We start from the raw sequence: 21,224 nt of genomic DNA on the forward strand, positions 1-21,224 counted from the left end.
ACGTGTCTCAGGGCCGAACCATGATCATGATGACAATGATCACCATGAGAATGGTCGGTACCTCATTTGCGATCCGGTAATATTTCTCGGAATGCGGATTACGGTCTTCTGCGAACAGACGACGCCATTTGCTGCATGCCCCATGAAACCCCATGAGGCCGAGAACACAAATCACTTTTGTCCACCACCAGCCGCTGTTCCAGTCCACCAGACCCGGCACAGACGACATCATCCCTCCCACAAGCACGGTAACAATCATCGCAGGCGTCATGATCTGACGGAGAAGCTTGCGTTCCATGATTTTGAAACGTTCGCTCTCCGCAGTACCAGGCGTTGTCTGGGTATGGTACACGTAGAGGCGTGGCAGATAGAATGTCCCCGCCATCCAGGCCGTGAAGGCCATGATATGGAGGGACAGGAACCAACTCAGGTGATCAACAACAAAGTCCATCAGTTGTCTTTCTGGCTTTGAAGTGTCTTGCGAAGCAGCGGTACCAGTTCGGAAAGATGACCGATTCTGACAAAGCCTGGCGTTGGCCAAAATGTCGGCAGAGGGAGGCCTTCTGAACGAAGAAGCACACAACTCATACCAGCACGCCGGGCGGCTTCAGCACCCGTGTCACTATCCTCAATCACAACACAGTTTTCTGGCAGAACACCTTCTGCTTTTGCAGCGTACAGATAAACCTCAGGAGAGGGCTTCGGTTCATCCATGTCATTTGCTGAATGGACCCGGTTTTCCGGGAAAAACATGGTCATCTGTGTCCGTTCAAACTTGGCATCCATCTCAACGACAGACGAGTTCGAACCAACACGAAACGGCAGTTGCAAACCACGTATTCCATGCAGCATTTCTGGCGCACCCTCTACAGGTTCTGCCATTTTCTGCATCAGACGTACAAGATTTTCCCTCATTTTGAGTGCCGTATTTTCAGGCAGAACACGTCCTGTTTCGTGCTCCAGCTCCTTCACGACCTGAGAGAGTGCCTTACCTGAAAACCGGTCATGAGCCTCATCGTCTGAAATCTTAAGACCCAGGGACCGAGCAAACTCTGCTGTGGCCCGGCAGGACGCACGCTCACTGTCCACGAGTACACCGTCACAGTCGAAGATGACCAGTTTCAGCTGGCCTGCTGCATCCAGAGCCGTGGTCATATCGCGCGCACCGCCTCAACGAGGGCACCGACGTTTTCAGGCGGCGTGTGCTGCATAACGCCGTGTCCCAGGTTGAAAACATGCGAACGCCCACGAAGCGCGTCCCGGATCCCCTGAGCTTCACGCACCATGGCCTCACCGCCAGAAAACAGGACCATCGGGTCCATATTCCCTTGTAGCGTCACGTTTGGTACCAGCTCCGCAATCTGTGCCGGATCAGCCACTGTATCGAGCGCCAGCGTATTGATCCCGGTCTTTTCTGCGTATTCGCGTATCATGATCCCTCCGAGGCGCGGGAAACCGATAATCGGCGTATTCGGATGCTTCTCCCGGATATGACGCACGATCTGCCGGGTAGGTTCAATCACATAGCGACGAAACGCGTTGGGAGGGAGAATTCCAGCCCAGGAATCAAAGAGCATGACAGCTTCAGCGCCTGCTTCAATCTGACCGCAAAGCATCTCTGCCGTGCTGATCGTCAGGGTTTCAATCAGACGATCAAACAGCGCTGGATCAGTTTGCATCATTTTGCGGGTATTGGCGAAATCCCGCGATCCGCCGCCCTCAACCATGTAACAGGCGACCGTAAATGGGCTACCAGCAAAGCCGAGCAATGTCGTGACATCTGGGAGTGATTTACTCAGTCGCGAGAGTGTTTCCCGAACAGGTGCCGTGGCGTCCTGTACACGCTTGGGATCAAGTTTTTCCAGATCTGCCTGAGAACGAATGGCGCCAAGAACCGGGCCCCGACCATCAATGAATTCAAGGGACTGACCCATTGCCCAGGGCAGGATGAGAATGTCCGAGAACAGGATTGCTCCGTCCATTCCATACCTGCGGATCGGCTGAAGGGTGAGTTCTTCAGCCATGTCCGGAGTCATGCAGCGTGTCAGGAAGTCAGCCTTGTCACGCATGGCACGAAATTCGGGAAGGTAACGCCCTGCCTGCCGCATGAGCCAGACCGGCGGGGGCCAGACAGCTTCACCCTTGAGAGCTCTCAGGAGCGGTTTCGAGGATGGGGAGAGGGGTGCGTTTTCCGAATTCATGCCGCTCACTAACCATGAAAGAAATAAGAAAGAAATCCTGGAGGATAGGATGATCCCTGTGGATACCGGGGTACCCGGCTCTCTAAAAATGTACCCCGTCTTACTCACACTGTGTACAACTGCAAAACCCGCAGTGGACAAGGGGGTGCAGGATTCTATCCCGATTTGCTCACAGACCCCCTGTGTACAACCCCCAAAATTTGGGGGCGTACCCAACAATCCACGGTACTCGGTACCTTCCCGCAAACTTCAAGTACTGTCCCCATGTACCCCAGTACTGACACAATCTTTTCACCGGGTCATACGCAGTACTGGTACTCGTGCTCGCCGTCGATAGTTTGGAGTCGCATCTTATGACCTTGCTCAATAATTCCATAATCCTCGCAAGTGGCTCGAGTGCCCGGCGAGTACTTCTGGAAGAGAGTGGTCTGATCATTCAGGTTCGACCGGTAGATCTGGATGAAGAGGCTTTGCGCCAGCAGTGTGAAAGTGAAAGAAAATCTCTGGGAGACACGGCTTTGGCTCTTGCGGATGCCAAAGCGAGGCTTGCGGCCGACGTATCGCCGGACACCAGTCTGATTATCGCGGCTGACCAGATCCTCGATCTGGACGGAACAGCCTTTGCGAAGCCGCAGGATCTCAGTGAGGCGAAGACGCATCTTAAATACCTTCGAAACCGCACGCATATCCTTCAGACGGCTGTCGTTTTGTATCGGGGCACACAGAAAATCTGGGAGACACTCGCTACTCCTCAAATGACGATGCGCCCCTTTTCCGATGAATTTCTGGAGTTCTATCTAGAGGAAGAGGGAGACAGGATACTGTCCTGCGTAGGAGCTTATCGGCTGGAAGGCTTGGGTATTCAGCTCTTTTCCAAAATTTTAGGCGATCAGGATGCTATCCTTGGACTTCCACGGCTTTCGCTTCTTGAGAAGCTGCGTCAGGAGAACGTGATTCTAGCCTGAAAAAGTGTTTTTATGGCTTGTCACGATGAAAACATCCTTATATACCGCGCTCATCCGGCTCCACCCCAAAGGGGCTGTAGATGAAACACGTGGGGCCATAGCTCAGTTGGGAGAGCGCCTGAATGGCATTCAGGAGGTCGTCGGTTCGATCCCGATTGGCTCCACCAGTTTCTCCCAAAAAATCTGAAATTTCTGCTCCACGATTTTTGTGTTTTTACACACGAAGCGCGTATCGCCGGATCAGACCTTGCCCTTTCAATATGAAGGATCAGGTCTGTGTCCAAATTCAGGGCAGGGGGCGAACGAGGTCTGCGACCAGACCGTTCGTCGCTATGAGAGCATCTTCCGGTCCAAGTTCCAGAAGAAGGCCTCGGTCTCCACCATTGATGACGACAGGAGGGCCATCCATTGCACTCTGATCAAACGCTGTTGGTACAATACTGCGCTGGCCGAATGGGCTTACACCGCCAATCTTGTACCCTGTCCGCTGTTCTGCCTCCGGGCGAGAGAGCATTTTGGCTTTTCTTCCCCCAAATGCTGCTGCGACCCGTGTGAAATCCAACTCGCGATCAGCAGGCAGGACAACACAGGCAGGGCGCCCGTCAATCTGCACCATCAGGGTCTTGAGAACATGATCCGGGGAAAGACCCAGAGCTTTGGCGGCGGCGATACCTAGTTTCCCGGCGGATGGATCATAGTCATAAATGCGACGCTGATAGGGTATGGACAGAGCATCCAAGGTCAGGGTTGCGGAAGTATCCTGTGTGTTCATTCCTGTTGCTCTTATTCTTTCGGCTTGTTGTGCCAGGATGGCAGGTAGGGTCAGGGGATGCTAGACTATGAGCTTCTTTAATAAAGATGACAGGGTTTCATGGCCGCTGGTTTCCTAGCCTGTATGCTTGCTTCGGCTTTGCATTATCGCATTCCTCCCCGTGTTCTTCCGGCAATTCAGCGGGTTGAGGGGGGAGTGATGGGCAAGGTTAGCCAGAATAAGGATGGATCAGTGGATATTGGTCTCATGCAGATCAATTCGCGTTGGATCCTTCCTATTTCATCCATGCTGCACCAGAGCCCTGCCCAGATTGCAACGCGACTGGCCCTTGAGCCTTGTTTTAATGTTGCTGCCGCTGCGATGATCCTGCGCACCGCTCTGGATAATGAACACGGGAATCTCATGCGTGCCATTGGAGATTACCATTCGCGGACCGTGCCATTGAATATGGCGTATCAGCGTAAGGTTCTTGCCGCAGCAACCGAACTTTACGTAAGGCCGCCGTCCCGAGGATAGCCAAAGGAAGAATGTTATCTTATAACGTTTTTCCTTTCCATCCGTCCGGGGAAACTCATGCGCTGTGTCCGAACCCTGTTTCTGGCTGGTTCGCTTCTGACTGCGCCTTTTGCGTATGCTGCTCCGTTGCCTGTGGTCTGCGTTGAGGCAGCCTGGTGTAATATTGCAGCGCAGATTGGTGGACCGGCCGTCCAGACACAGTCTTTAATTTCAACTCCGGGCATCGATCCCCATGAATTGACGCCAACGCCATCCATGGCGCGGAACATGGCTCATGCCAGCGTCATCGTTCTGAATGGCGCGACCTACGATGACTGGGCAGTTCATTTTTCTCCTTCATCAGCAACACGGATTATTGCAGCAGAAGAAGCTGGATGGCGCGCAGGGGATAATCCGCATCTGTTCCTCGATCTGAACGCCGTGCGTAAAGTGGCCTCAGCCGTGGCGGACGCGTTTATAGCGCGGGGCCTGGATCAGACGGATATTCGTAGCCGCCTAACGAGCTTTCTGACTCAGGTTGATGCTCTGTCTGGCCAGACAGCAGTCATCAGGCAGAAATACGACGGGACTATCATCGGTGTCATGGAACCGGTGGGAGCTGATCTGATCCAGACGATGGGACTCAGGATCATTGACCCCGGGTTTGCCCTGTCAGTCATGCATCATAGCGAACCGTCGCCGCGTGATGTGGCCCAACTGGAAACCGCAATAGACAGCAGACAGATCAGATTTCTAATCGTCAATCCTGCCGTCAGGTCTCCACAGATTGACCGTATGGTAGAGCGGGCCAGGGGCAGCGGTCTGCCGCTGGTTATGATAGGAGAGACGCTCCCTGTCAGCCAGCAATGGCAAGACTGGGTCTCGTCGATCCTTCAGTCCGTTCAGCAGGCACTTGATGGCCAGTCCCGATAACCTTGTTCTTGAGAATGTTACCCTCTGTGCAGGCCAGACACGTGTTTTAAATCAGGTTTCCCTGACCGTCCCTCTTGAAGGCATTACGCTTTTGTCAGGACGAAATGGTGCAGGAAAATCGACTGTTCTGCGGGCCTGTCTGGATCTTGTAAGGCCTGAGAAAGGACAGATCCTGATTGATGGCCTCTCCCCCGGAATGGCCTGTGAACGCATTGGATATATGCCGCAGGGCTTGAGCGATGCGGCTCTCATGATCCCGGCGATCAGTCATGTGATGGCTGCCATGGATGGTGCGCGCTGGGGCGTGCCTGTTCATTTTGGTCAAAGAAAAAGGGAGGCCGAGAGGCTTCTTGCCCTGACTGGAGCGCTGTCTTTTTCAAAACGACCTCTGGGACATCTGTCAGGGGGAGAGCGACAGCGTGTCTGTCTGGCACAGGCACTTGCCGGTCAACCGGGTCTGCTCCTTCTGGACGAACCCCTTGCCGCTCTGGATCATGACGCACAGCAGCAGATTGTTGCCCTGCTGGTATCACTCACCCAGACCCTTGGCGTTTCAATTCTTATGACATCTCATGAAACTGCCGCGCTGGAAGGAAAAGTAACGCGCGTTCTGGCTCTGGAAAATGGCGAGTTGCATGTTCGAATTTGAATTCATGCGGCATGCATTTCTGGGATGCACGCTCGTCTCTGTTCTCGCAGGAACTGTGGGATGGTTTCTGAGCCTGCGGCGACAGGCTTTTGCAGCCCATGCACTGTCCCACATTGGCTTCAGTGGAGCCGCAGGGGCAGTCTGGCTTGGCGTTTCGCCTCTCTTTGGAATGATTGCTTTCAGCCTTCTGGCAGGCCTTGCCATAGGAAGCGAAGGTGAGGGACGCGGTAAAATTCCCCCTCAGAGAGACAGCACGATTGGCCTTGTGCTTGCTGCCAGCCTTGGCTTGGGCACCTGGTTCCTGCATGAGGCCAACGGAGCCTCCAGCATGGCGACGACACTGCTATTTGGGGATGTGCTCGGAATTGACACTCCGACGCTGTTCATTCTGGCTGGAGTGACGGTCCTCTGTCTGTTGGGGCTGGTTTTTCTTGGGCGGCCGCTTCTGTTTTCGAGCCTGACGCCAGAAGTGGCGCGTGCACGTGGTGTTCCTGTGCGCCTGACGTCCCTTGGATTTATGGCTGTAGCAGCTTTGGCCTGTTCAGCATGTGCTGAAGTCTCCGGAGCATTGCTGGCCTTCAGTCTCATGATTGGTCCGGCGGCTACGGCATTGAGGCTAGGGCTATGCCCGGCGATAGGACTACTGGTTTCCGTATTGCTCGCTCTTGTCCTGTCCTGGGGTGGTCTGATGCTGTCCTGGATAACGGATATCCCCATTCCATTCTGGATTGGGTTGGGAGCAGGGATTTTTTATGGATTGGCGAACCTCTGGACGAGGCTGAGGACTAATTAAGAGATCCGGCAAACCAGTGCACGAACACGATGAAAGCAACGATACAGATGTGCATGATGATCAGGATTCTACCAGAAATATAGGGCACATCACGGGTGGTATCGGGTGTGGGCGTCAGCATAGAAGGTCTCCGGAGCAGTCCTGATATTCATATAGAATTCTGGTTTTCGTGGCCACAATAAGTGGAAGCTCACTTAATTTTCAAAAAAATAGAAAAATGCGGAAAAACTGAATAGATTGCGATATGTTAATGTCATTATGCCAAATGATACAAAAACATCTCGACCTGCTCGTGAAAAGATAGACCTCTCACAGGTTGAGGTCTCACCGAACGCGAAATTGATCCTGATGCTTGCAGCCATGGTTGCTGCAATCTGCGGTGGCCTCTACGGCTACGACACAGGCATCATCTCCGGCACATTGCCTTTGATTGGCGATGATTTTCATCTGAACTCTACAATGAAAGAAAGCGTCGCTTCGGCTATTCTTCTTGGAGCAGTATTCGGCGCCTTTGTGGCCGGGTCTCTCTCAGAGAAATTCGGACGGCGCACCACAACGTGTCTCGTGAGTGGTGTCTTTGTCCTTGGCGCGACAGCGTGCGCTTTCTCGCCGGATGTATGGAGCCTCATTGCTGCACGATTTGTGCTTGGACTTGCCGTCGGCGGTTCCACACAGGTTGTGCCGATGTATATTTCGGAGCTGGCCCCCCAAGAACGGCGGGGAAGCCTTGTGACGATGTTTAACGTGGCGATCGGCCTCGGTATTCTGATTGCCAATATCATCGGTCTTACACAGCGCACGAACTGGGGCTGGCGCCCCATGGTGGGGATTGCCGCCATACCGGCTTTCCTTGTCTTTGTATCCATGTTCTTCATGCCAAAGAGCCCGCGCTGGTCTGCTGAGAATGAAGGCATGAAGAATGCCATTCTTCACCTTAGCCGTATCCGCACCACAAAAAGGGCAGTTCGCAAAGAAGTTGAGGCCATTCGTGAAAATGCAGAGGGCATCAAGCAGGAGAACCGGGGATGGCACGGTCTTTTCCAGCCCTGGGTTCGACCAGCCCTCGTCGCAGCACTGGGTGTAGCATTCTTTACCCAGTGTGGTGGCCTGGAGATGATGATCTACTACGCCCCGACATTTCTGAATGATGCTGGTTTCGGAGCTTCTTCAGCGCTCTGGGCATCGCTGGGTGTTGCGATCGTTTATTGCATCATGACCATTCTCGGCTGTCTCTTTGTGGACAGGATTGGTCGTCGTCGTCTGATGTTGATCATGGGGCCAGGGGCAGCACTCTCGCTGGTTGGCCTAGGTATCATGTTCATGCTGCACCCTGCCGCAGGTAGTGCAGGGTCATATCTGATCGTAGCGTTCCTGCTGCTGTTTATGATGTTCAACTCGGGTGGCATTCAGGTCTGTGGCTGGTTGCTGGGTGCTGAGATGTTCCCGCTGTCCATGCGTGGACAGGCGACCTCCCTGCATGCCGCTACCCTGTGGGGGGCTGACCTGCTCGTCACCAGCACGGCTCTTACGATGGCAGAGGGCATTGGTCTGACATGGACGATGTGGTTCTATGCCCTCGTCAATCTGGCTTCAGTTATCTTTGTCTTTTTCTTCGTCCCAGAAACATCCGGTGCTTCTCTCGAAGATATTGAAGACGCCTTGGTGGAAAACCGTTTCCGGCCCACTCGCGACAACAAGCGTATTGTGCCGGAAGAGGATGAAGAGGACGCACGTTCCGCTGCATGATAGCTTTCCCTTTTTGAAGGGAAACATGCATGTTGGATGTTATTGCAAAACGGGTTGTTGCCGCGCGAAGTGGCAGCAACCCGTTTGTCATTGGGCGTATGAAATCAGGCTGGCTTGTTATTGGTGAGACGCAGCCTCTTGCAGGATATTGCCAACTCCTCGCCGATCCTGTTGTGCCGTCCCTGAATGACCTGAAAGGTGAGGAGCGGATTCAATATCTTCTGGATGTTGCCGCTATTGGGGATGCTCTTTTGGCTCTTACCGCCTCAAATCGCATCAATTACGAAACATGGTGCAATCTGGCACCGTCTCTTCATACGCATATTGTTCCGCGGTATGCTTCAGAACCTGAAGACCTGCGCATCAAGGCAGCCAGTATTGCTTATGATTACGCGTCTGCACGCCCATTCAGTCTTGAGCATGACGGGGCTTTCATGGACGCCATGCGGCGCGAGCTACATATTCAGCCTTGAGAAGGCTGTCGGACCGCGAGAAGAAACCAGAGACGGAAAATAGCGGTCTCACAACGTGTCTGGCGTTGAAGCTCTCTTCGCCTCCAGAGGATTTTGATTCTGGCTCTTAACGTCCGGGCTCCCGCCAGTTCTGACAGAAGGGTCTGTGCGTCTTCTGTCAGGATATCTGGCTCATGGAGCAGATGCTGAACATTGGACTCAAAGATCGTCATGAAGACGCCGGGTCCACGTCTGAGAGCACTTAAGCCGCGGCTGAGAAGCGAGCGTTTTGCCCCGACGGTATTGCGCGCGTGCTGGCGATAATAGCTGGCACATCGCTCATCAAAAAAAACTTTGCCGCCAGAGGCCATCGTAACGAGATAAGCCCACCAGTCATGCAGGATGAAGGGTGGAGGCAGTCGCTCATATAAAAGCTCATATGTCGCAGCGTTGATAACAACCGTGTGCCCGGTTGCGATGTTTTGCGTCAGAGCGGATGCAAAGTCAGGGGTTCGGCTGAGGGACGCCGACTTACTGAACACGTTGAGCGAAGAATCTGTCAGATACTGACGGGCACAATATAAAGCGGGCACATCGAGCGGCTGTTTCTGGAGCCATTCCAGCGCCCATTCCAGCTTTTGAGGCTGCCAGACATCATCCTGGTCCGCGAACGCTACGAATGGCGTTGGAGGAATGGAATCCAGAAGATGCAGATAAGACCCCGTCACGCCCATATTGCCCATGACGGATGTAATTTCGATGCAACGCCCATGTCCGCGATGCTCTTCGAATGAGAGCATGATCACACGGGAGGCATCAGTTGATCCGTCATCACGCCAGTAAAGGACCCAGTCCGTGTGGGTCTGCGCGAGAATGCTGTCGAGCTGTGCGTTGAGATAGGTCTCGCCGTTATGCAAGGACAGTAGAATGGCGACACGGTCTGTCCTGTCGGCGGTCTGGCTTGCTCCTCCCCGTATCATCTGTGGGTTCCAGCGGCGAATGCCGGAGTGGGGAGAAGACATAATATCCTTGGTTAAGACGGGTCAGGGAAGCTGGGCAGGAGGGTCATCCTGCGTAATTGCTGGATGACCCATTTTTTCAGATCGCAGCGAAAAGCCGGTGGACTGTCCGTGCGACGCTTTCACGCCATTCAGGCAACCGAACGCCAAACACACGATGAAGTTTTGAACAATCCAGTCTTGAATCCTGCGGACGCTTGGCCGGGGTCGGCCAGTCTTCAGTCCGGATTGCACTGACTGTTGGCATGGATTGACCATGCTTTTCTGCTTCTTCCAGGGCAGCGACAGCCAGACCGTGCCATGTCGTCTCGCCTGTACCGCTGGCATGATAAATGCCAGCAAATTCCGGCTTCCAGCCATCTTTCTCGATGAGGGCCAGGATAGCGAGAATAGCGTCAGCCAGATCGTCAGAACTGGTGGGGTTGCCGCTTTGGTCGCCAACAACCTTGAGCGCTGGATTTTTGGCGCCAGCATTGATCATGGTCTTGACGAAATTTTTGCCGTGCGCGGAGTAAACCCAAGAGGTCCGAAGGATGATGCTCTTTGGGTTTGCCGCCAGAACAGCCTGTTCGCCGTCAGCTTTTGTGCTGCCATAGACTGTTTCAGGGCTGGTAGGATCCTCTTCCGTGTAAGGAGATCCCTTGTCACCGGAGAAAACATAGTCCGTTGAAACGTGGATGAACGGAATGCCAGCCTTTGCGCAGGCTTCCGCGAGCGCCTTTGGCCCTGAGCAGTTGGCGCGCTCCGCTCCAGCTGTTTCCGTTTCTGCCAGATCAACGGCCGTCCAGGCAGCTGCATTCACGACAGCTTCAGGGCGGTATTTTTCGATAGCTGCGGAAATGGTTTCCGGCTTGTCGAAGTCGAATTCAGGGCGCCCAACACGGATGATCTGATCACCCCCGATGTTCGCAAGAGACGTCGCGAGCTGGCCATTGCCGCCCGTGACAAGGATAGGACCTGTGCTGGACATAATGCGACTCACTTTTCGTAAGAGAACCAGCCCTTGGCTGCGGAGAAGTGCGGAGCGACCTTATCCTTGTCAGAAAGGATAGCCTCTTCTTCGGCGATGGGCCAATCGATGTTCAGGTCCGGGCAGTTCCAGATGACGGCGCGCTCGGAAACCTTGCTGTAAAGCGATGTGCATTTGTACTGAACTTCCGTGTTCTCTTCGAGAGTCACGAAACCATGCAGAAAGCCCGGCGGAACCCAGAGCTGAGACCAGTTTTCAGCAGACAGCTCTGCAGCTACCCACTGACCGTAGGTCGGGGAGCCTGTGCGGGCATCTACAGCAACATCCCAGATTGCACCGCGCGTTACACGAACCAGCTTTCCCTGCTCATAGGGGGCAAGCTGGCAGTGAAGCCCGCGCACAACGCCTTTCTCGCAGGACAGGCTCTGATTGTCCTGAACAAAAGGAAGGTTGATGCCCGCTTCCGTCATACGATCGAAATTGTAAGTTTCTGAAAAGAAACCCCGGTTGTCACTAAAACGCGGCGGCGTGACAAGAATGACGTCGGGAATGGCGAGACGTTCAACCTTCATAACAAATTCCTTTTTATAAATGACGTTTGAGAACTGGAGGCCAAATAGAGATTGCCTCCGAAAAAACGCTGTCTGAAAAATCAGACAGCGTTTGGGGTTTTTATTTCAGGAAGCGTGGTCCGCGAGTTCAAGCAGAAGACGCCCGAGCTCTGTCTTGCCCATTTTCTTCGCATGGGCACGAAGCTGATCAGCGTTGATGAACTTGTTGCGGAATGCGACTTCAGCAGGTGAGCCAACCAGCATACCCTGACGGGACTGAATGGTCTGAACGAAGGTTCCAGCCTGCATCAGGCTGTCCGGCATGCCGGCGTCAAGCCAGGCACAGCCGCGCCCAAGGCGATCGACCTGCAACGTTCCCTCTTCAAGATACATCCGGTTAAGGTCAGTGATTTCCAGTTCCCCACGAGGGCTAGGCTTTACCTTTTTGGCAAAATCCACAACGCGGTGATCATAGAAATACAGACCTGTGATGGCCCAATGAGACTCTGGCTCGGACGGCTTTTCCTCAACCTTCAGGGCCCGACCGCTTTCATCAAACGACACCACACCATAACGCTCTGGATCGCGGACCTGATAGGCGAAGACGGTTGCCCCTTCCGGACGGTTCGATGCCGCACGGAGCAGAACGCCGAGATGTTCGGAGAAGATCAGGTTGTCGCCAAGAGCGAGTGCGCAAGGCGCCCCCTGGATCCAGTCTTCCGCGATCAGAAATGCCTGGGCCAGACCGTCCGGGGAAGGTTGGATGCGGTATTCAAAGTTGACGCCGAACTGTGAACCATCGCCCAGAAGGCGCTGAAACTGTGGCATGTCATGCGGGGTCGTGATGATCATGATATCCCGGATTCCCGCCAGCATCAGCGTGGAAAGAGGATAATAGATCATCGGCTTGTCATAGACCGGCAGGAGCTGCTTTGAGGAAGCAAGCGTCATGGGATACAGGCGTGTGCCTGAACCACCAGCCAGAATGATACCCTTCATGGGCTTCGTCTCGATCGTGCTCATGAGCGTGTTCCCAGTCGCTGTCCCGTGTAACGCTTGGAGCGGATTCCTTCCCACCAGTCACGGTTGTCGAGATACCACTGAACCGTTTTGCGGATGCCGGTTTCGAAGTCGTTCTTGGCTTTCCAGTCCAGCTCTTTCTCGGCGTGGGACGGATCAATTTCATAACGGAAGTCATGGCCGGGGCGATCTGTCACATAGCGGATCAGACGTTCACGCGGGCCTTCCGGGTCAGGAAGAAGTTCGTCCAGAACCGCGCAGATTTTCTTGACGACTTCCAGGTTCGTCCGGGGCTGACGTGCACCAATGGCGTAAGTCTCTCCCGGCTCGCCGATTTCGACAGCGCGGACAAGGGCTTCAGCGTGGTCTTCAACAAACAGCCAGTCACGGATGTTTTCACCTTTGCCGTAAACCGGCAATTCGCGACCTTCAATGGCGTTGATGGTCACGAGCGGAATGAGCTTTTCCGGGAAGTGCCAGATGCCATAGTTGTTGGTTGTGTTGGTGACGAAAGTTGGCAGGCCATAGGTGTGATACCAGGCACGAACCAAATGATCGGAAGAGGCTTTTGAAGCGGAGTAAGGGCTGCGAGGGTCGTAAGGGGTTGTTTCAGTAAATGGCGGATCGTTTGGCTCAAGGTGGCCAAACACTTCATCCGTTGAAATATGGTGGAAACGGAAAGCCGCTTTCTCATCATTCTCAAGGCTGCTCCAGTATTTCCGGGCAGCTTCAAGAAGAGAATAAGTGCCAACAATATTTGTCTGGATGAAAACGCCAGGACCATCAATCGAACGGTCTACATGGCTTTCAGCCGCCAGATGCATGACGGCATCCGGACGATATTCCTCAAAGAGGCGCTGCATTTCAACGCCGTTTACGATGTTCGCCCGTGCGTGGGAATAACGCGGATCAGAAGCGACTTCGGCTACGGTATCTTCAGAAGCTGCATACGTCATGCAGTCTACATTCAGCACGCTGTGTTCGGTATTTCTGATAATATGACGCACCACGGCTGAACCTATGAAGCCGCAACCGCCTGTCAACAATATCCGCATTTCAACCTCTTAACATCACGGTAGGAGCTCCTGCCCCGTCACGAGAAAGTATCTTACAGTGTTGTACAAGAGGCGCAAACTTTGATCATGGTAATATTAATGAAACCAATTCCCGTAACCATTAAGGCCTCGCCCCGAGTTCCTTAATGAGCTACCCAGACATTCCTGTTAGGCAGGAGATTAGAGGCATGCTGGCTGATATACTGACCCGATCGCTTGTAGACGTTTTGGAGCGTCCGGATCTGAGGGTCGTTGCTGCAGGGCTGATGCCCGAGCTTGATATTTCGCTGGAGCAGTCTTTTCAACTCGGTGAGAATCTTCTGTCTGAACCGCATTCGGTTACAGGCCGCGCATGTTTGAAGCTGGGTGAACCCTGTTTGCGAATGCCGGGTCTGGCTCCGACATTCCTTCGGCAGGCTGTTGAGCTTTTCAGGCTTCTTCACAATGGAGCAGACGCCCGGCTTGCGAGTTTTGCGGCTGCTCGTGTTGCCGCTCTCTTTCATGCGCTTGATACGAACGCGGTCAATCCCCTTCCGCAGGAACTGGCTCTCTGTGCGGGAGACGTTCCGGACAGCACAACGCTTCTGTCCCTTTGGGGAACTCTGAAGAAACACCTGTCGAATACGCCTGAGTTCATCGAAGATGACGCAAAGCGCCTCAGACCCGTTCTGGTGCGTCTGTGGCACGTTATGGCGCCGGCAGAGACATTGATGAGTAGTGGCGGGGATTCCCGTCTGGCCGTTGATCCCGAAACTGGCCTGAACAAGTATTCCTGCTCTCATCGTCCACGCCCCTGGGCGGTGACGTTCGGTTCTTCCACAGCCTCCTCTTTGTCAGAGCGGGGGTTCGGGGGAGCAGAATTCGCGCGTTGCATGATGATGAATGCGCTTCTGTCCAAGCAGGACCCGGATCTTGTGCAGGAAGGCATCGTCAGAAGCGCGCGCGCAGGTATTGGGCGCCACTACGGATTGCCTGAAGATGCTGTTCTGCTGTCGGCGTCTGGCACGGATTGCGAACTTGCTGTTCTTGCTCTTGTCGCTGCTGGAACAGATCGACCCGTCAGTTCCATTCTTCTGGCGCCCGACGAGACAGGAAGCGGCGTGCCCCTTGCTGCGCGTGGCCGTCATTTCGCGGGTGACAGCGCATGCTCCACGACAGTCGGGAAGGGAGAGCTGATTGAGGGCTTCCCTGAAGACACACAACTGTTCGGGGTTACCATCCGGAATGAGGATGGAACTTCGCGTCCGCTTGAAGACATCAATGCCGAATGTAGGGAACTGGCCAGACGAGAAGTGAAAGCTGGCCGACATGTCCTGCTGCATCGTCTGGATCAGTCAAAAACGGGTCTTGCTGCACCTGATATGGAAACGGTTGCAGAGTTGCAGGCTGAGTTGGGAGAGCATCTGAGTGTAGTGGTAGATGCCTGTCAGGCTCGCCTCAGCCCGTCGCGTGTTTCCGAATGGGTCAGGAATGGTCTGCTAGTTATGATCACGGGGTCAAAATTCTTTACCGGACCGCCGTTCTGTGGGGCCCTTCTGCTGCCAGATGTGATCCTGGAAAAGATGCCAGCGTTTTCGCTTCCAAAAGGCCTAAAGTCTTATGGAAATCGGGACGAGTGGCCTGAGCAGGCTGACGGGCACGCGTTGAATAATGGTCACAATATCGGTCTGGCCCTACGCTGGCATGCCGCTCTCGCTGAAATGGATGCGCTCTTTTCGCTTCCTGATTCCCTGATCCGTCAGAGACTCAATGATTTCATGACCGAGGCTGTTAAGCTGGTAGAGGCCAGTCCTACGTGTACGTTACTGCCCGTCGGGAAACCTACTGATGATGGTCGGTGGGACGCTGTGCCGACCATTCTGTCATTTCTGGTGGAAGATCCCAAAAATCCGGATGCGCCTCTCGGACTGGAAGATGCGCGTAAGTTGCATCGGTGGCTCAATGCAGATCTTTCACCATGGGTAGGGGAGGGCGAGGCAGCACTTCTCTGTGTTCTTGGCCAGCCTGTTCCGGTTCCACACCCCTTGGTGACTGGCCATGCTGGGGCTTTAAGACTGTGTGGCGGCGCGCGTCTGGTCTCAGGAGAGCCATCGCACGAGGGCCTGGACGAAAAGCAGCGCTTGCAGCGGGAGTGCGCAGACGCGAAGCGGGTGCTTGCCAAACTTGAGCTCATTTTGGAAAACTGGGACGTTCTTCTGGACGCCAACCCTGTTCCCCGTTACGCGCCTCTCTCATGACACAGACAGACCAAGCCGTCCCTCATGGGCACTTTCTTGATACGCCTGAACTGCCACGCGGTATTACCCGCTTCTGGCTGATCAGACATGCCGTTGTAGAGGCGAGCGCGCGTAAGACCATGTATGGCGCGATGGACGTTCCGCTTTGCAGGGATGCGATGGCGAGCCAGCAGGGTGGATACGCTGCTTTGGCTCGACGTCTGCCGTCCGATGCTGTCTGGTATACCTCACCGCTGCAAAGAGCACGTGACACTGCTGCACAGATACGCTGCGCAGGAGCGTTTACACATGCTGACGTCACGGTTGATCCAAGATTTATTGAGCAATCTATCGGAGAGTGGCACGGAACGCCGCACGATCAGTTTCTCTCTCTGCTGAGGCTGCCGCCCAATCCATTCTGGTCTTTGTCAGCCAGTGAGCTTCCGCCGGGCGGAGAAAGCATGCTGGATGTTTGTGCGCGCGTCTCCCATGGGCTGGAAGATCTTGCGAACGCAAATGCTGGTCAGGATATGGTTGTTGTGAGCCACGGTGGCGCGATCCGGGCGGCACTTTCACATGCTCTGGCCATTCACCCTGATATTGCTCTGCGCTTCACTATTCAAAATCTATCGATTTCGATTATCGAGCGTATCAATGGGCTGTGGCGTGTTGTGGCTGTTAATGAACTGCCAGATTTTCGGGGATAAACCGGGGATGCCTCTGAAGAGGTCTTGGTTAGGTATTCTTTTTCTTTAAGCGAGCACTTGTCACATCAACAATCCATTGCATCAGGCAACCGCCGAGTGCAGCCAGAATATAGGATGCGTGATGGTACTCTTGCAGAAGCTTGTACAACAAAACTGCAAACAGCGCCGAGCAAAAATTCTTTAAAGCTTTTTCCATGAGATCTTCTTGTCGTCAAAAATGGCGATAGGAAGATTTCATTAGCACCAAAGAATGCTCTTTTAGGGGCTATTGTTTTTAATTTTTGTGAAAATATTCGAGCAAATGCTTTTTAGAAGTAAAAGCAACCGAATTTAGAAAATTATATTTTCAAGGGTAAGACCGGAAACGGAGCTTGGTGGGCACACAAGGGCTCGAACCTTGGACCCGCTGATTAAGAGTCAGCTGCTCTACCAACTGAGCTATGTGCCCGTCGCTCCGTTTCCGGTGAGGCGCCTTATAAAGGGGAAGCGGGAATGCTTGCAAGGGGTTTTTTCAGATTATAATGAATAAAATCCAAAAAAAATGATGGTTCCCTTTGATAACCGCCTCTTATTCCCGGTTGAGAAGGCGCATGAGGCTCTCAAACTGTTCAAGAGATCGGTAATCGATCTTTAGCGAGCCGCCCTTTTTTCCATCGTAAGCGATGTGGACTTTAAGTCCCAGCCGAAGAGCCAGATCTTCTTCAATCTGGACAATTTCTGCGTCCCGGCGCTTTTTCTGAACGGCTTTCTTCTCTGATTTTTCAGCAACAAGAGCTTCTGTCTGGCGGACATTCAGCCCTTTTTCCAAAACAGTTTTGGCCGCAGCTAGCGGGTCCGGATGGCTCAGAAGGGCACGGGCATGTCCGGCGGAGAGTTCACCGCGGCGAACATGGGCCCGGATCTCTGGCGGCAGGTTCAGCAAGCGCATGGTATTGGTGATATGAGGTCGGGATTTTCCGACAGCGCCGGCCAGTTCTTCCTGCGTCAGGGTATAATCTGTGATGAGCCGCTGAAGGCCTTCAGCTTCTTCGATCGGGTTCAGGTCGGCGCGCTGAAGGTTTTCCACAAGCGCGGCTGCCATGGCATCCGTGTCATCCAGTTGGCGTACATGCACTGGGACACTATGCAGCCCGGCTAGCTGAGAGGCGCGCCACCGCCGCTCGCCAGCGATGATCTGGTATCGCTCAGGGTTGGACGGGTCTGGTCGGACGAGGAGGGGCTGCAGAACGCCGCGGGACCGAATGGAATTGGCCAGTTCTTCCAGGCGCTCAGGGTTCATGTCCTGACGGGGCTGAAAGGGGCTGGGCTCCAGCACGTCAACGGGCAGGGACGTATGCTGCTGAACAGGCGCATTGGCGCGCGTAGCACGGGCCAGTTGGGGAGCCTGATCGCCCAGAAGGGCGGCAAGACCACGACCGAGGCGCGGAGAAGTGTCCTTTTTGGCCATCGCAGCTTACGCCTTTGTCCTGTTCTCGGTTCGCTTCAGAAGTTCGTCCGCCAGTGCCACATAGGCGACTGCGCCTGTGGAGCGTGCATCATAGTTCAGCACCGGGCTGCCATGACTCTGGGCTTCGGAAATACGAATATTTCTCGGGATTAGCGTTTCGAGAACCTGCTCACCAAAGAAACCTCGTGCATCCTGTGCCACGAGTTCTGAAAGGTTGTTCCGCCGATCGTACATGGTCAGCACAATGCCTTCGAGATGCAGATCTGCATTGAAAGCGCGCCGCACACGGTCAATGGTGCGCACAAGCTGACTGATCCCTTCCAGCGCAAAGAACTCACACTGTAGCGGCACGAGAACGCTGTCTGCAGCGACGAGGGCATTGAGCGTGAGAAGGCCAAGGCTGGGCGGGCAATCGATCAGGATGGTATTGTAGTCGCCTTCAAGGGAGCGCAGAGCATCCCTTAGACGATATTCACGACGCTCATCTGCGATCATCTCAAGTTCAGCACCAGCCAGCTCATTATTGGCGGTGATAATCGAAAGATTTTCGAACTCTGTCGGCTGTGCGAGAGCCTGAGGCTCCGCTTCCTGCATTAGGGCGGCATATGTGCCAATATTCCGCTGATCATACTCAATGCCCAACCCGGTCGAGGCATTGCCTTGAGGGTCCAGATCAACGAGCAGGACGCGCTGTTTCCGTGCCAGCGCAGCAGCTAGGTTGATTGTGGTCGTGGTTTTGCCGACACCGCCCTTCTGGTTGGTGACGGCAATGATGCGGGTGGTGGGGGATACGGAATTAGACGACACGCTTGAAATCACTGACCTTGATAATGGCTCCGCCGGGGTCGGTGCGGCTGGGAAGAATGGTAGATGTCATGTGCCAGTCACGGCTTGCCTCGGTCAACTCATCCTGCGCCTTTATGCCTTTGAGAAACAGACAAAATCCGTTTTCTTTCAGCAAAGGACGCGCCCATCCGAGCAGTTTGACCAGCGGGGCCAGCGCGCGGGCTGTAATGATGTGGGCTTCTGGCGGGGTTGCGGCTTCAATGCGCTTTGGAATGACCGTGACTTTGGCTCCGCAGATGCGTCCAGCTTCTCGGAGGAAGGCACATTTCCGCTGATCGGACTCAATCAACGTCACAGGATTATCTGTTGCGATTGCCAGAATAAGGCCAGGAAAGCCTCCGCCTGAGCCCAGATCAGTAATGGTTGCACCGGCAGGAATCATGTCTGCGAGTTGCAGGCTGTCCTGAATATGGCGTGGCCACAATTGGCCCAGATCTTTTGGGCTGACCAGATTGATCTTCGCATTCCATTGCACGAGCAGGTCTGCGAAGCGTTCCAGTCTCTCCTGCGTTTCACGTGAAACGGTGGTCATGACAGGGTCCTTACATGGGCCAGCAGGGCAACCAGCGCAGCGGGGGTTACACCTCGCACACGTTGCGCAGCTGCAAAGCTGGTTGGTCGTGCCTGAGTAAAACGCTCACGCATTTCACTGCTCAGGCCGCCGATAGCGTTGTAATCCAGATTGTCCGGAAGAGCGATGGCGCTTTCGGATGCAAGCTGCTTGATCTCGCGATCCTGCCGCTGGAGATAGCCGCCGTAGCGGGCTTCCGTTTCCACATGACGGCGGATACGGAGAGGCAGAGCGCCAAACCATGGCGCCAGATCCAACACCTTCGAATGGTCGCCGTTGCTGGCAAGAACATCCAGAACGCTCCGACGTCGTCCATCTAGAGAGACCTCAAACCCGACGTCTTTGAGGGCTTGGGGCAGGAAGGTCGTCGATGCTGCCAGTGCCATGGCTGCGTCAATCTGGGTTTTCATGTCGGTAAAGGCTTCAGCGCGTTCAGAGAGAATGCAGCCGGCTTCCATGCCTTTTGGCGTAAGTCGTAGGTCTGCATTGTCAGCCCGAAGGCTCAGGCGATACTCGGCCCGTGACGTGAACATGCGGTAGGGCTCGCTGATGCCATGCAATGTCAGGTCGTCGATCATGACACCCAGATAAGCATCGCTCCGATCCAGAATGAGCGGATCGTTTCCGGCGGTCGCGCGGGCGGCATTCAGGCCAGCAAGAAGGCCCTGAGCGCCAGCTTCTTCATAGCCTGTCGTGCCGTTGATCTGCCCCGCAAGGTAAAGGCCAGGCAGGCTGCGCAACTGAAGTGAGGGCATCAGTTCTCGCGGATCGACGTAATCATACTCCACAGCGTATCCGGCTGTGACGATCCGCGCTTTTTCCAGCCCCGGCATCGATGCGATCATGAGGGCCTGAACATCAGCGGGAAGGCTGGTGCTGATCCCGTTCGGGTAAACAAGGTCACCCCCGGGATTTCCAGGGAGCGCTTCGGGCTCAAGAAAAACCTGATGGGAAGACCGCTCTGCGAAACGGACAACCTTGTCCTCAATCGATGGGCAATATCGTGGGCCACGGCCTGCAATCGCGCCACCATACATGGCTGAACGGTGCAGGTTTTCGTTGATGATCCGGTGCGTTTCCGGTGTGGTCTGGCTGATCCGGCATGAGACCTGGGCGTTGGTGATGCTGCTCGTCAGAGGGCTGAACGGCTCTGGAATTTCATCACCCCGATCTTCAGGCAGGCTTTCCCAGTCAATGCTGTCTCGGGCAATGCGTGGAGGTGTGCCAGTCTTGAGGCGGCCCATACGAAGCTTCAGAGCTTCCAGTCGTTCTCCCAGCTTGGTAGCTGGCGCTTCACCGATGCGCCCCGCAAGCTGTTGTTCGTGGCCGACATGGATGACACCGCGCAGAAACGTGCCTGTCGTGAGCACCACGGCGCCACAGCGGAAGGACCGACCATTTTCGCAGATCACACCACGAATATGTCCGTTCTCTTCAATCAGATCTCCAACAGCTCCAGCCATGATCGTCAGATTAGGTGTTTCTGCCAGCAGGGTTTGAATAGCCGTTCTGTAAAGGGAGCGATCGGCCTGCGCGCGCGGGCCATGGACAGCCGGTCCCTTGGAGCGATTGAGCAGCTTGAAATGGATGCCAGCGCGATCAGCGGCTTTGCCCATCAGACCATCCAGCGCGTCAATCTCACGCACGAGATGTCCTTTACCGATGCCGCCGATGGCAGGATTGCAGGACATAGCCCCGATGGTTTCGAGCTTGTGCGTCAGCAGGAGCGTCTTGGCCCCAAAGCGTGCTGACGCTGCGGCTGCTTCACAACCAGCATGGCCGCCGCCGATCACGATGATATCGAAATCGCTCAAAA

General features: G+C 54.6%; 24 protein-coding genes and 2 tRNA genes. 10 read left to right on the forward strand and 16 right to left on the reverse strand.

From position 1 onward, the window contains the following. Positions 1 to 7: 7 nt before the first annotated feature. From hemJ to hemE, 3 genes are read right to left on the reverse strand one after another with little or no spacing between them, the layout of a single operon-like run. The gene (gene hemJ, locus R5H23_RS10750; protein ID WP_369826506.1) at positions 8 to 451 is read right to left on the reverse strand and encodes a protoporphyrinogen oxidase HemJ; all 444 of its coding nucleotides are present in this window, start codon (positions 449 to 451) and stop codon (positions 8 to 10) included. Beyond that, entirely contained in the window at positions 451 to 1,155 is a 705-nt protein-coding gene (locus tag R5H23_RS10755; protein WP_317215418.1) for an HAD family phosphatase, read from the reverse strand. The genes hemJ and R5H23_RS10755 overlap by 1 nt, the downstream gene beginning before the upstream one ends. Continuing rightward, positions 1,152 to 2,201 carry a uroporphyrinogen decarboxylase gene (hemE, locus tag R5H23_RS10760; RefSeq protein ID WP_203548072.1) on the reverse strand — a complete coding sequence of 350 codons (1,050 nt, stop codon included), beginning with the start codon at positions 2,199 to 2,201 and terminating at the stop codon, positions 1,152 to 1,154. The genes R5H23_RS10755 and hemE overlap by 4 nt, the downstream gene beginning before the upstream one ends. Before the next feature lie 353 nt (positions 2,202 to 2,554). Here hemE and R5H23_RS10765 point away from each other — a divergent pair, with 353 nt between their 5' ends. Beyond that, positions 2,555 to 3,166, forward strand: coding sequence for a Maf family protein (locus tag R5H23_RS10765; protein WP_317215419.1), 612 nt, complete (start codon positions 2,555 to 2,557; stop codon positions 3,164 to 3,166). Between the two features lie 91 nt (positions 3,167 to 3,257). Then, positions 3,258 to 3,333: transfer RNA gene (locus tag R5H23_RS10770), tRNA-Ala, on the forward strand. A gap of 119 nt (positions 3,334 to 3,452) precedes the next feature. On the opposite strand, the gene R5H23_RS10775 is transcribed toward R5H23_RS10770, so the two are convergent. Then, positions 3,453 to 3,938: an aminoacyl-tRNA deacylase gene (locus R5H23_RS10775; RefSeq protein ID WP_211508055.1), complete on the reverse strand. Its 486-nt coding sequence runs from the start codon at positions 3,936 to 3,938 to the stop codon at positions 3,453 to 3,455. Between the two features lie 99 nt (positions 3,939 to 4,037). On the opposite strand from R5H23_RS10775, the gene R5H23_RS10780 reads away from it, so the two are divergent. The 4 genes from R5H23_RS10780 to R5H23_RS10795 are packed head-to-tail and all read left to right on the forward strand — an operon-like array spanning position 4,038 to position 6,808. After that, the gene (locus tag R5H23_RS10780; protein WP_086633305.1) at positions 4,038 to 4,454 is read left to right on the forward strand and encodes a lytic transglycosylase domain-containing protein; all 417 of its coding nucleotides are present in this window, start codon (positions 4,038 to 4,040) and stop codon (positions 4,452 to 4,454) included. A gap of 57 nt (positions 4,455 to 4,511) precedes the next feature. Next, on the forward strand, positions 4,512 to 5,366 hold the full coding sequence (locus R5H23_RS10785; protein WP_211515630.1) for a metal ABC transporter solute-binding protein, Zn/Mn family: 855 nt from the start codon (positions 4,512 to 4,514) through the stop codon (positions 5,364 to 5,366). After that, on the forward strand, positions 5,350 to 6,015 hold the full coding sequence (locus R5H23_RS10790; protein WP_317215420.1) for an ATP-binding cassette domain-containing protein: 666 nt from the start codon (positions 5,350 to 5,352) through the stop codon (positions 6,013 to 6,015). The genes R5H23_RS10785 and R5H23_RS10790 overlap by 17 nt, the downstream gene beginning before the upstream one ends. Continuing rightward, on the forward strand, positions 6,002 to 6,808 hold the full coding sequence (locus R5H23_RS10795; protein ID WP_317215421.1) for a metal ABC transporter permease: 807 nt from the start codon (positions 6,002 to 6,004) through the stop codon (positions 6,806 to 6,808). Before R5H23_RS10790 ends, R5H23_RS10795 begins: the two co-directional genes overlap by 14 nt. On the opposite strand, the gene R5H23_RS10800 is transcribed toward R5H23_RS10795, so the two are convergent. Next, positions 6,801 to 6,929, reverse strand: coding sequence for a hypothetical protein (locus R5H23_RS10800; RefSeq protein WP_276514055.1), 129 nt, complete (start codon positions 6,927 to 6,929; stop codon positions 6,801 to 6,803). The two genes, R5H23_RS10795 and R5H23_RS10800, sit on opposite strands and share 8 nt — an antisense overlap. 137 nt (positions 6,930 to 7,066) lie before the next feature. Between R5H23_RS10800 and R5H23_RS10805 the strand changes: the two genes are divergently transcribed. Both R5H23_RS10805 and R5H23_RS10810 read left to right on the forward strand, forming a co-directional pair. Next, complete coding sequence (locus tag R5H23_RS10805) at positions 7,067 to 8,554, forward strand: sugar porter family MFS transporter (RefSeq protein ID WP_086633309.1); 1,488 nt, start codon at positions 7,067 to 7,069, stop codon at positions 8,552 to 8,554. Positions 8,555 to 8,583: 29 nt separating this feature from the next. Then, positions 8,584 to 9,027 carry a hypothetical protein gene (locus R5H23_RS10810; RefSeq protein WP_317215422.1) on the forward strand — a complete coding sequence of 148 codons (444 nt, stop codon included), beginning with the start codon at positions 8,584 to 8,586 and terminating at the stop codon, positions 9,025 to 9,027. Here R5H23_RS10810 and R5H23_RS10815 read toward each other — a convergent pair. The 5 genes from R5H23_RS10815 to rfbB all read right to left on the reverse strand — a co-directional run bounded on the left by R5H23_RS10815 (position 9,018) and on the right by rfbB (position 13,621). After that, entirely contained in the window at positions 9,018 to 10,028 is a 1,011-nt protein-coding gene (locus tag R5H23_RS10815; protein WP_317215423.1) for a glycosyltransferase family 2 protein, read from the reverse strand. The two genes, R5H23_RS10810 and R5H23_RS10815, sit on opposite strands and share 10 nt — an antisense overlap. Before the next feature lie 76 nt (positions 10,029 to 10,104). Further along, entirely contained in the window at positions 10,105 to 10,995 is an 891-nt protein-coding gene (rfbD, locus tag R5H23_RS10820; protein ID WP_232309224.1) for a dTDP-4-dehydrorhamnose reductase, read from the reverse strand. Positions 10,996 to 11,003: 8 nt separating this feature from the next. Then, a complete protein-coding gene (gene rfbC / locus R5H23_RS10825) occupies positions 11,004 to 11,567 on the reverse strand; it encodes a dTDP-4-dehydrorhamnose 3,5-epimerase (protein WP_046900410.1) in 564 nt (187 codons plus the stop codon). Positions 11,568 to 11,672: 105 nt separating this feature from the next. After that, positions 11,673 to 12,545 carry a glucose-1-phosphate thymidylyltransferase RfbA gene (gene rfbA, locus R5H23_RS10830; protein ID WP_174694806.1) on the reverse strand — a complete coding sequence of 291 codons (873 nt, stop codon included), beginning with the start codon at positions 12,543 to 12,545 and terminating at the stop codon, positions 11,673 to 11,675. 20 nt (positions 12,546 to 12,565) lie between these two features. Next, positions 12,566 to 13,621, reverse strand: coding sequence for a dTDP-glucose 4,6-dehydratase (gene rfbB, locus R5H23_RS10835; RefSeq protein WP_086634874.1), 1,056 nt, complete (start codon positions 13,619 to 13,621; stop codon positions 12,566 to 12,568). A gap of 188 nt (positions 13,622 to 13,809) precedes the next feature. Here rfbB and R5H23_RS10840 point away from each other — a divergent pair, with 188 nt between their 5' ends. Further along, on the forward strand, positions 13,810 to 15,858 hold the full coding sequence (locus tag R5H23_RS10840) for a hypothetical protein (RefSeq protein WP_317215424.1): 2,049 nt from the start codon (positions 13,810 to 13,812) through the stop codon (positions 15,856 to 15,858). Continuing rightward, entirely contained in the window at positions 15,855 to 16,544 is a 690-nt protein-coding gene (locus tag R5H23_RS10845; RefSeq protein ID WP_086634871.1) for a histidine phosphatase family protein, read from the forward strand. The genes R5H23_RS10840 and R5H23_RS10845 overlap by 4 nt, the downstream gene beginning before the upstream one ends. Before the next feature lie 28 nt (positions 16,545 to 16,572). On the opposite strand, the gene R5H23_RS10850 is transcribed toward R5H23_RS10845, so the two are convergent. The 6 genes from R5H23_RS10850 to mnmG all read right to left on the reverse strand — a co-directional run bounded on the left by R5H23_RS10850 (position 16,573) and on the right by mnmG (position 21,222). Next, a complete protein-coding gene (locus R5H23_RS10850; protein ID WP_167386116.1) occupies positions 16,573 to 16,740 on the reverse strand; it encodes a hypothetical protein in 168 nt (55 codons plus the stop codon). Between the two features lie 176 nt (positions 16,741 to 16,916). Further along, positions 16,917 to 16,992: transfer RNA gene (locus R5H23_RS10855), tRNA-Lys, on the reverse strand. A gap of 120 nt (positions 16,993 to 17,112) precedes the next feature. Continuing rightward, complete coding sequence (locus R5H23_RS10860; RefSeq protein WP_317215425.1) at positions 17,113 to 17,991, reverse strand: ParB/RepB/Spo0J family partition protein; 879 nt, start codon at positions 17,989 to 17,991, stop codon at positions 17,113 to 17,115. Between the two features lie 6 nt (positions 17,992 to 17,997). Next, positions 17,998 to 18,798 (reverse strand): ParA family protein, encoded by an 801-nt coding sequence (locus R5H23_RS10865; RefSeq protein ID WP_317215426.1) that lies wholly within the window; start codon positions 18,796 to 18,798, stop codon positions 17,998 to 18,000. Beyond that, positions 18,788 to 19,369 (reverse strand): 16S rRNA (guanine(527)-N(7))-methyltransferase RsmG, encoded by a 582-nt coding sequence (rsmG, locus tag R5H23_RS10870; protein WP_317215427.1) that lies wholly within the window; start codon positions 19,367 to 19,369, stop codon positions 18,788 to 18,790. The genes R5H23_RS10865 and rsmG overlap by 11 nt, the downstream gene beginning before the upstream one ends. Next, positions 19,366 to 21,222, reverse strand: coding sequence for a tRNA uridine-5-carboxymethylaminomethyl(34) synthesis enzyme MnmG (mnmG, locus tag R5H23_RS10875; RefSeq protein ID WP_317215428.1), 1,857 nt, complete (start codon positions 21,220 to 21,222; stop codon positions 19,366 to 19,368). Before mnmG ends, rsmG begins: the two co-directional genes overlap by 4 nt. Between the last annotated feature and the right edge of the window lie 2 nt (positions 21,223 to 21,224).

The sequence above is a fragment of the Gluconobacter sp. GP1 genome (genome assembly GCF_032913585.1).
GTDB lineage: Bacteria > Pseudomonadota > Alphaproteobacteria > Acetobacterales > Acetobacteraceae > Gluconobacter > Gluconobacter cerinus.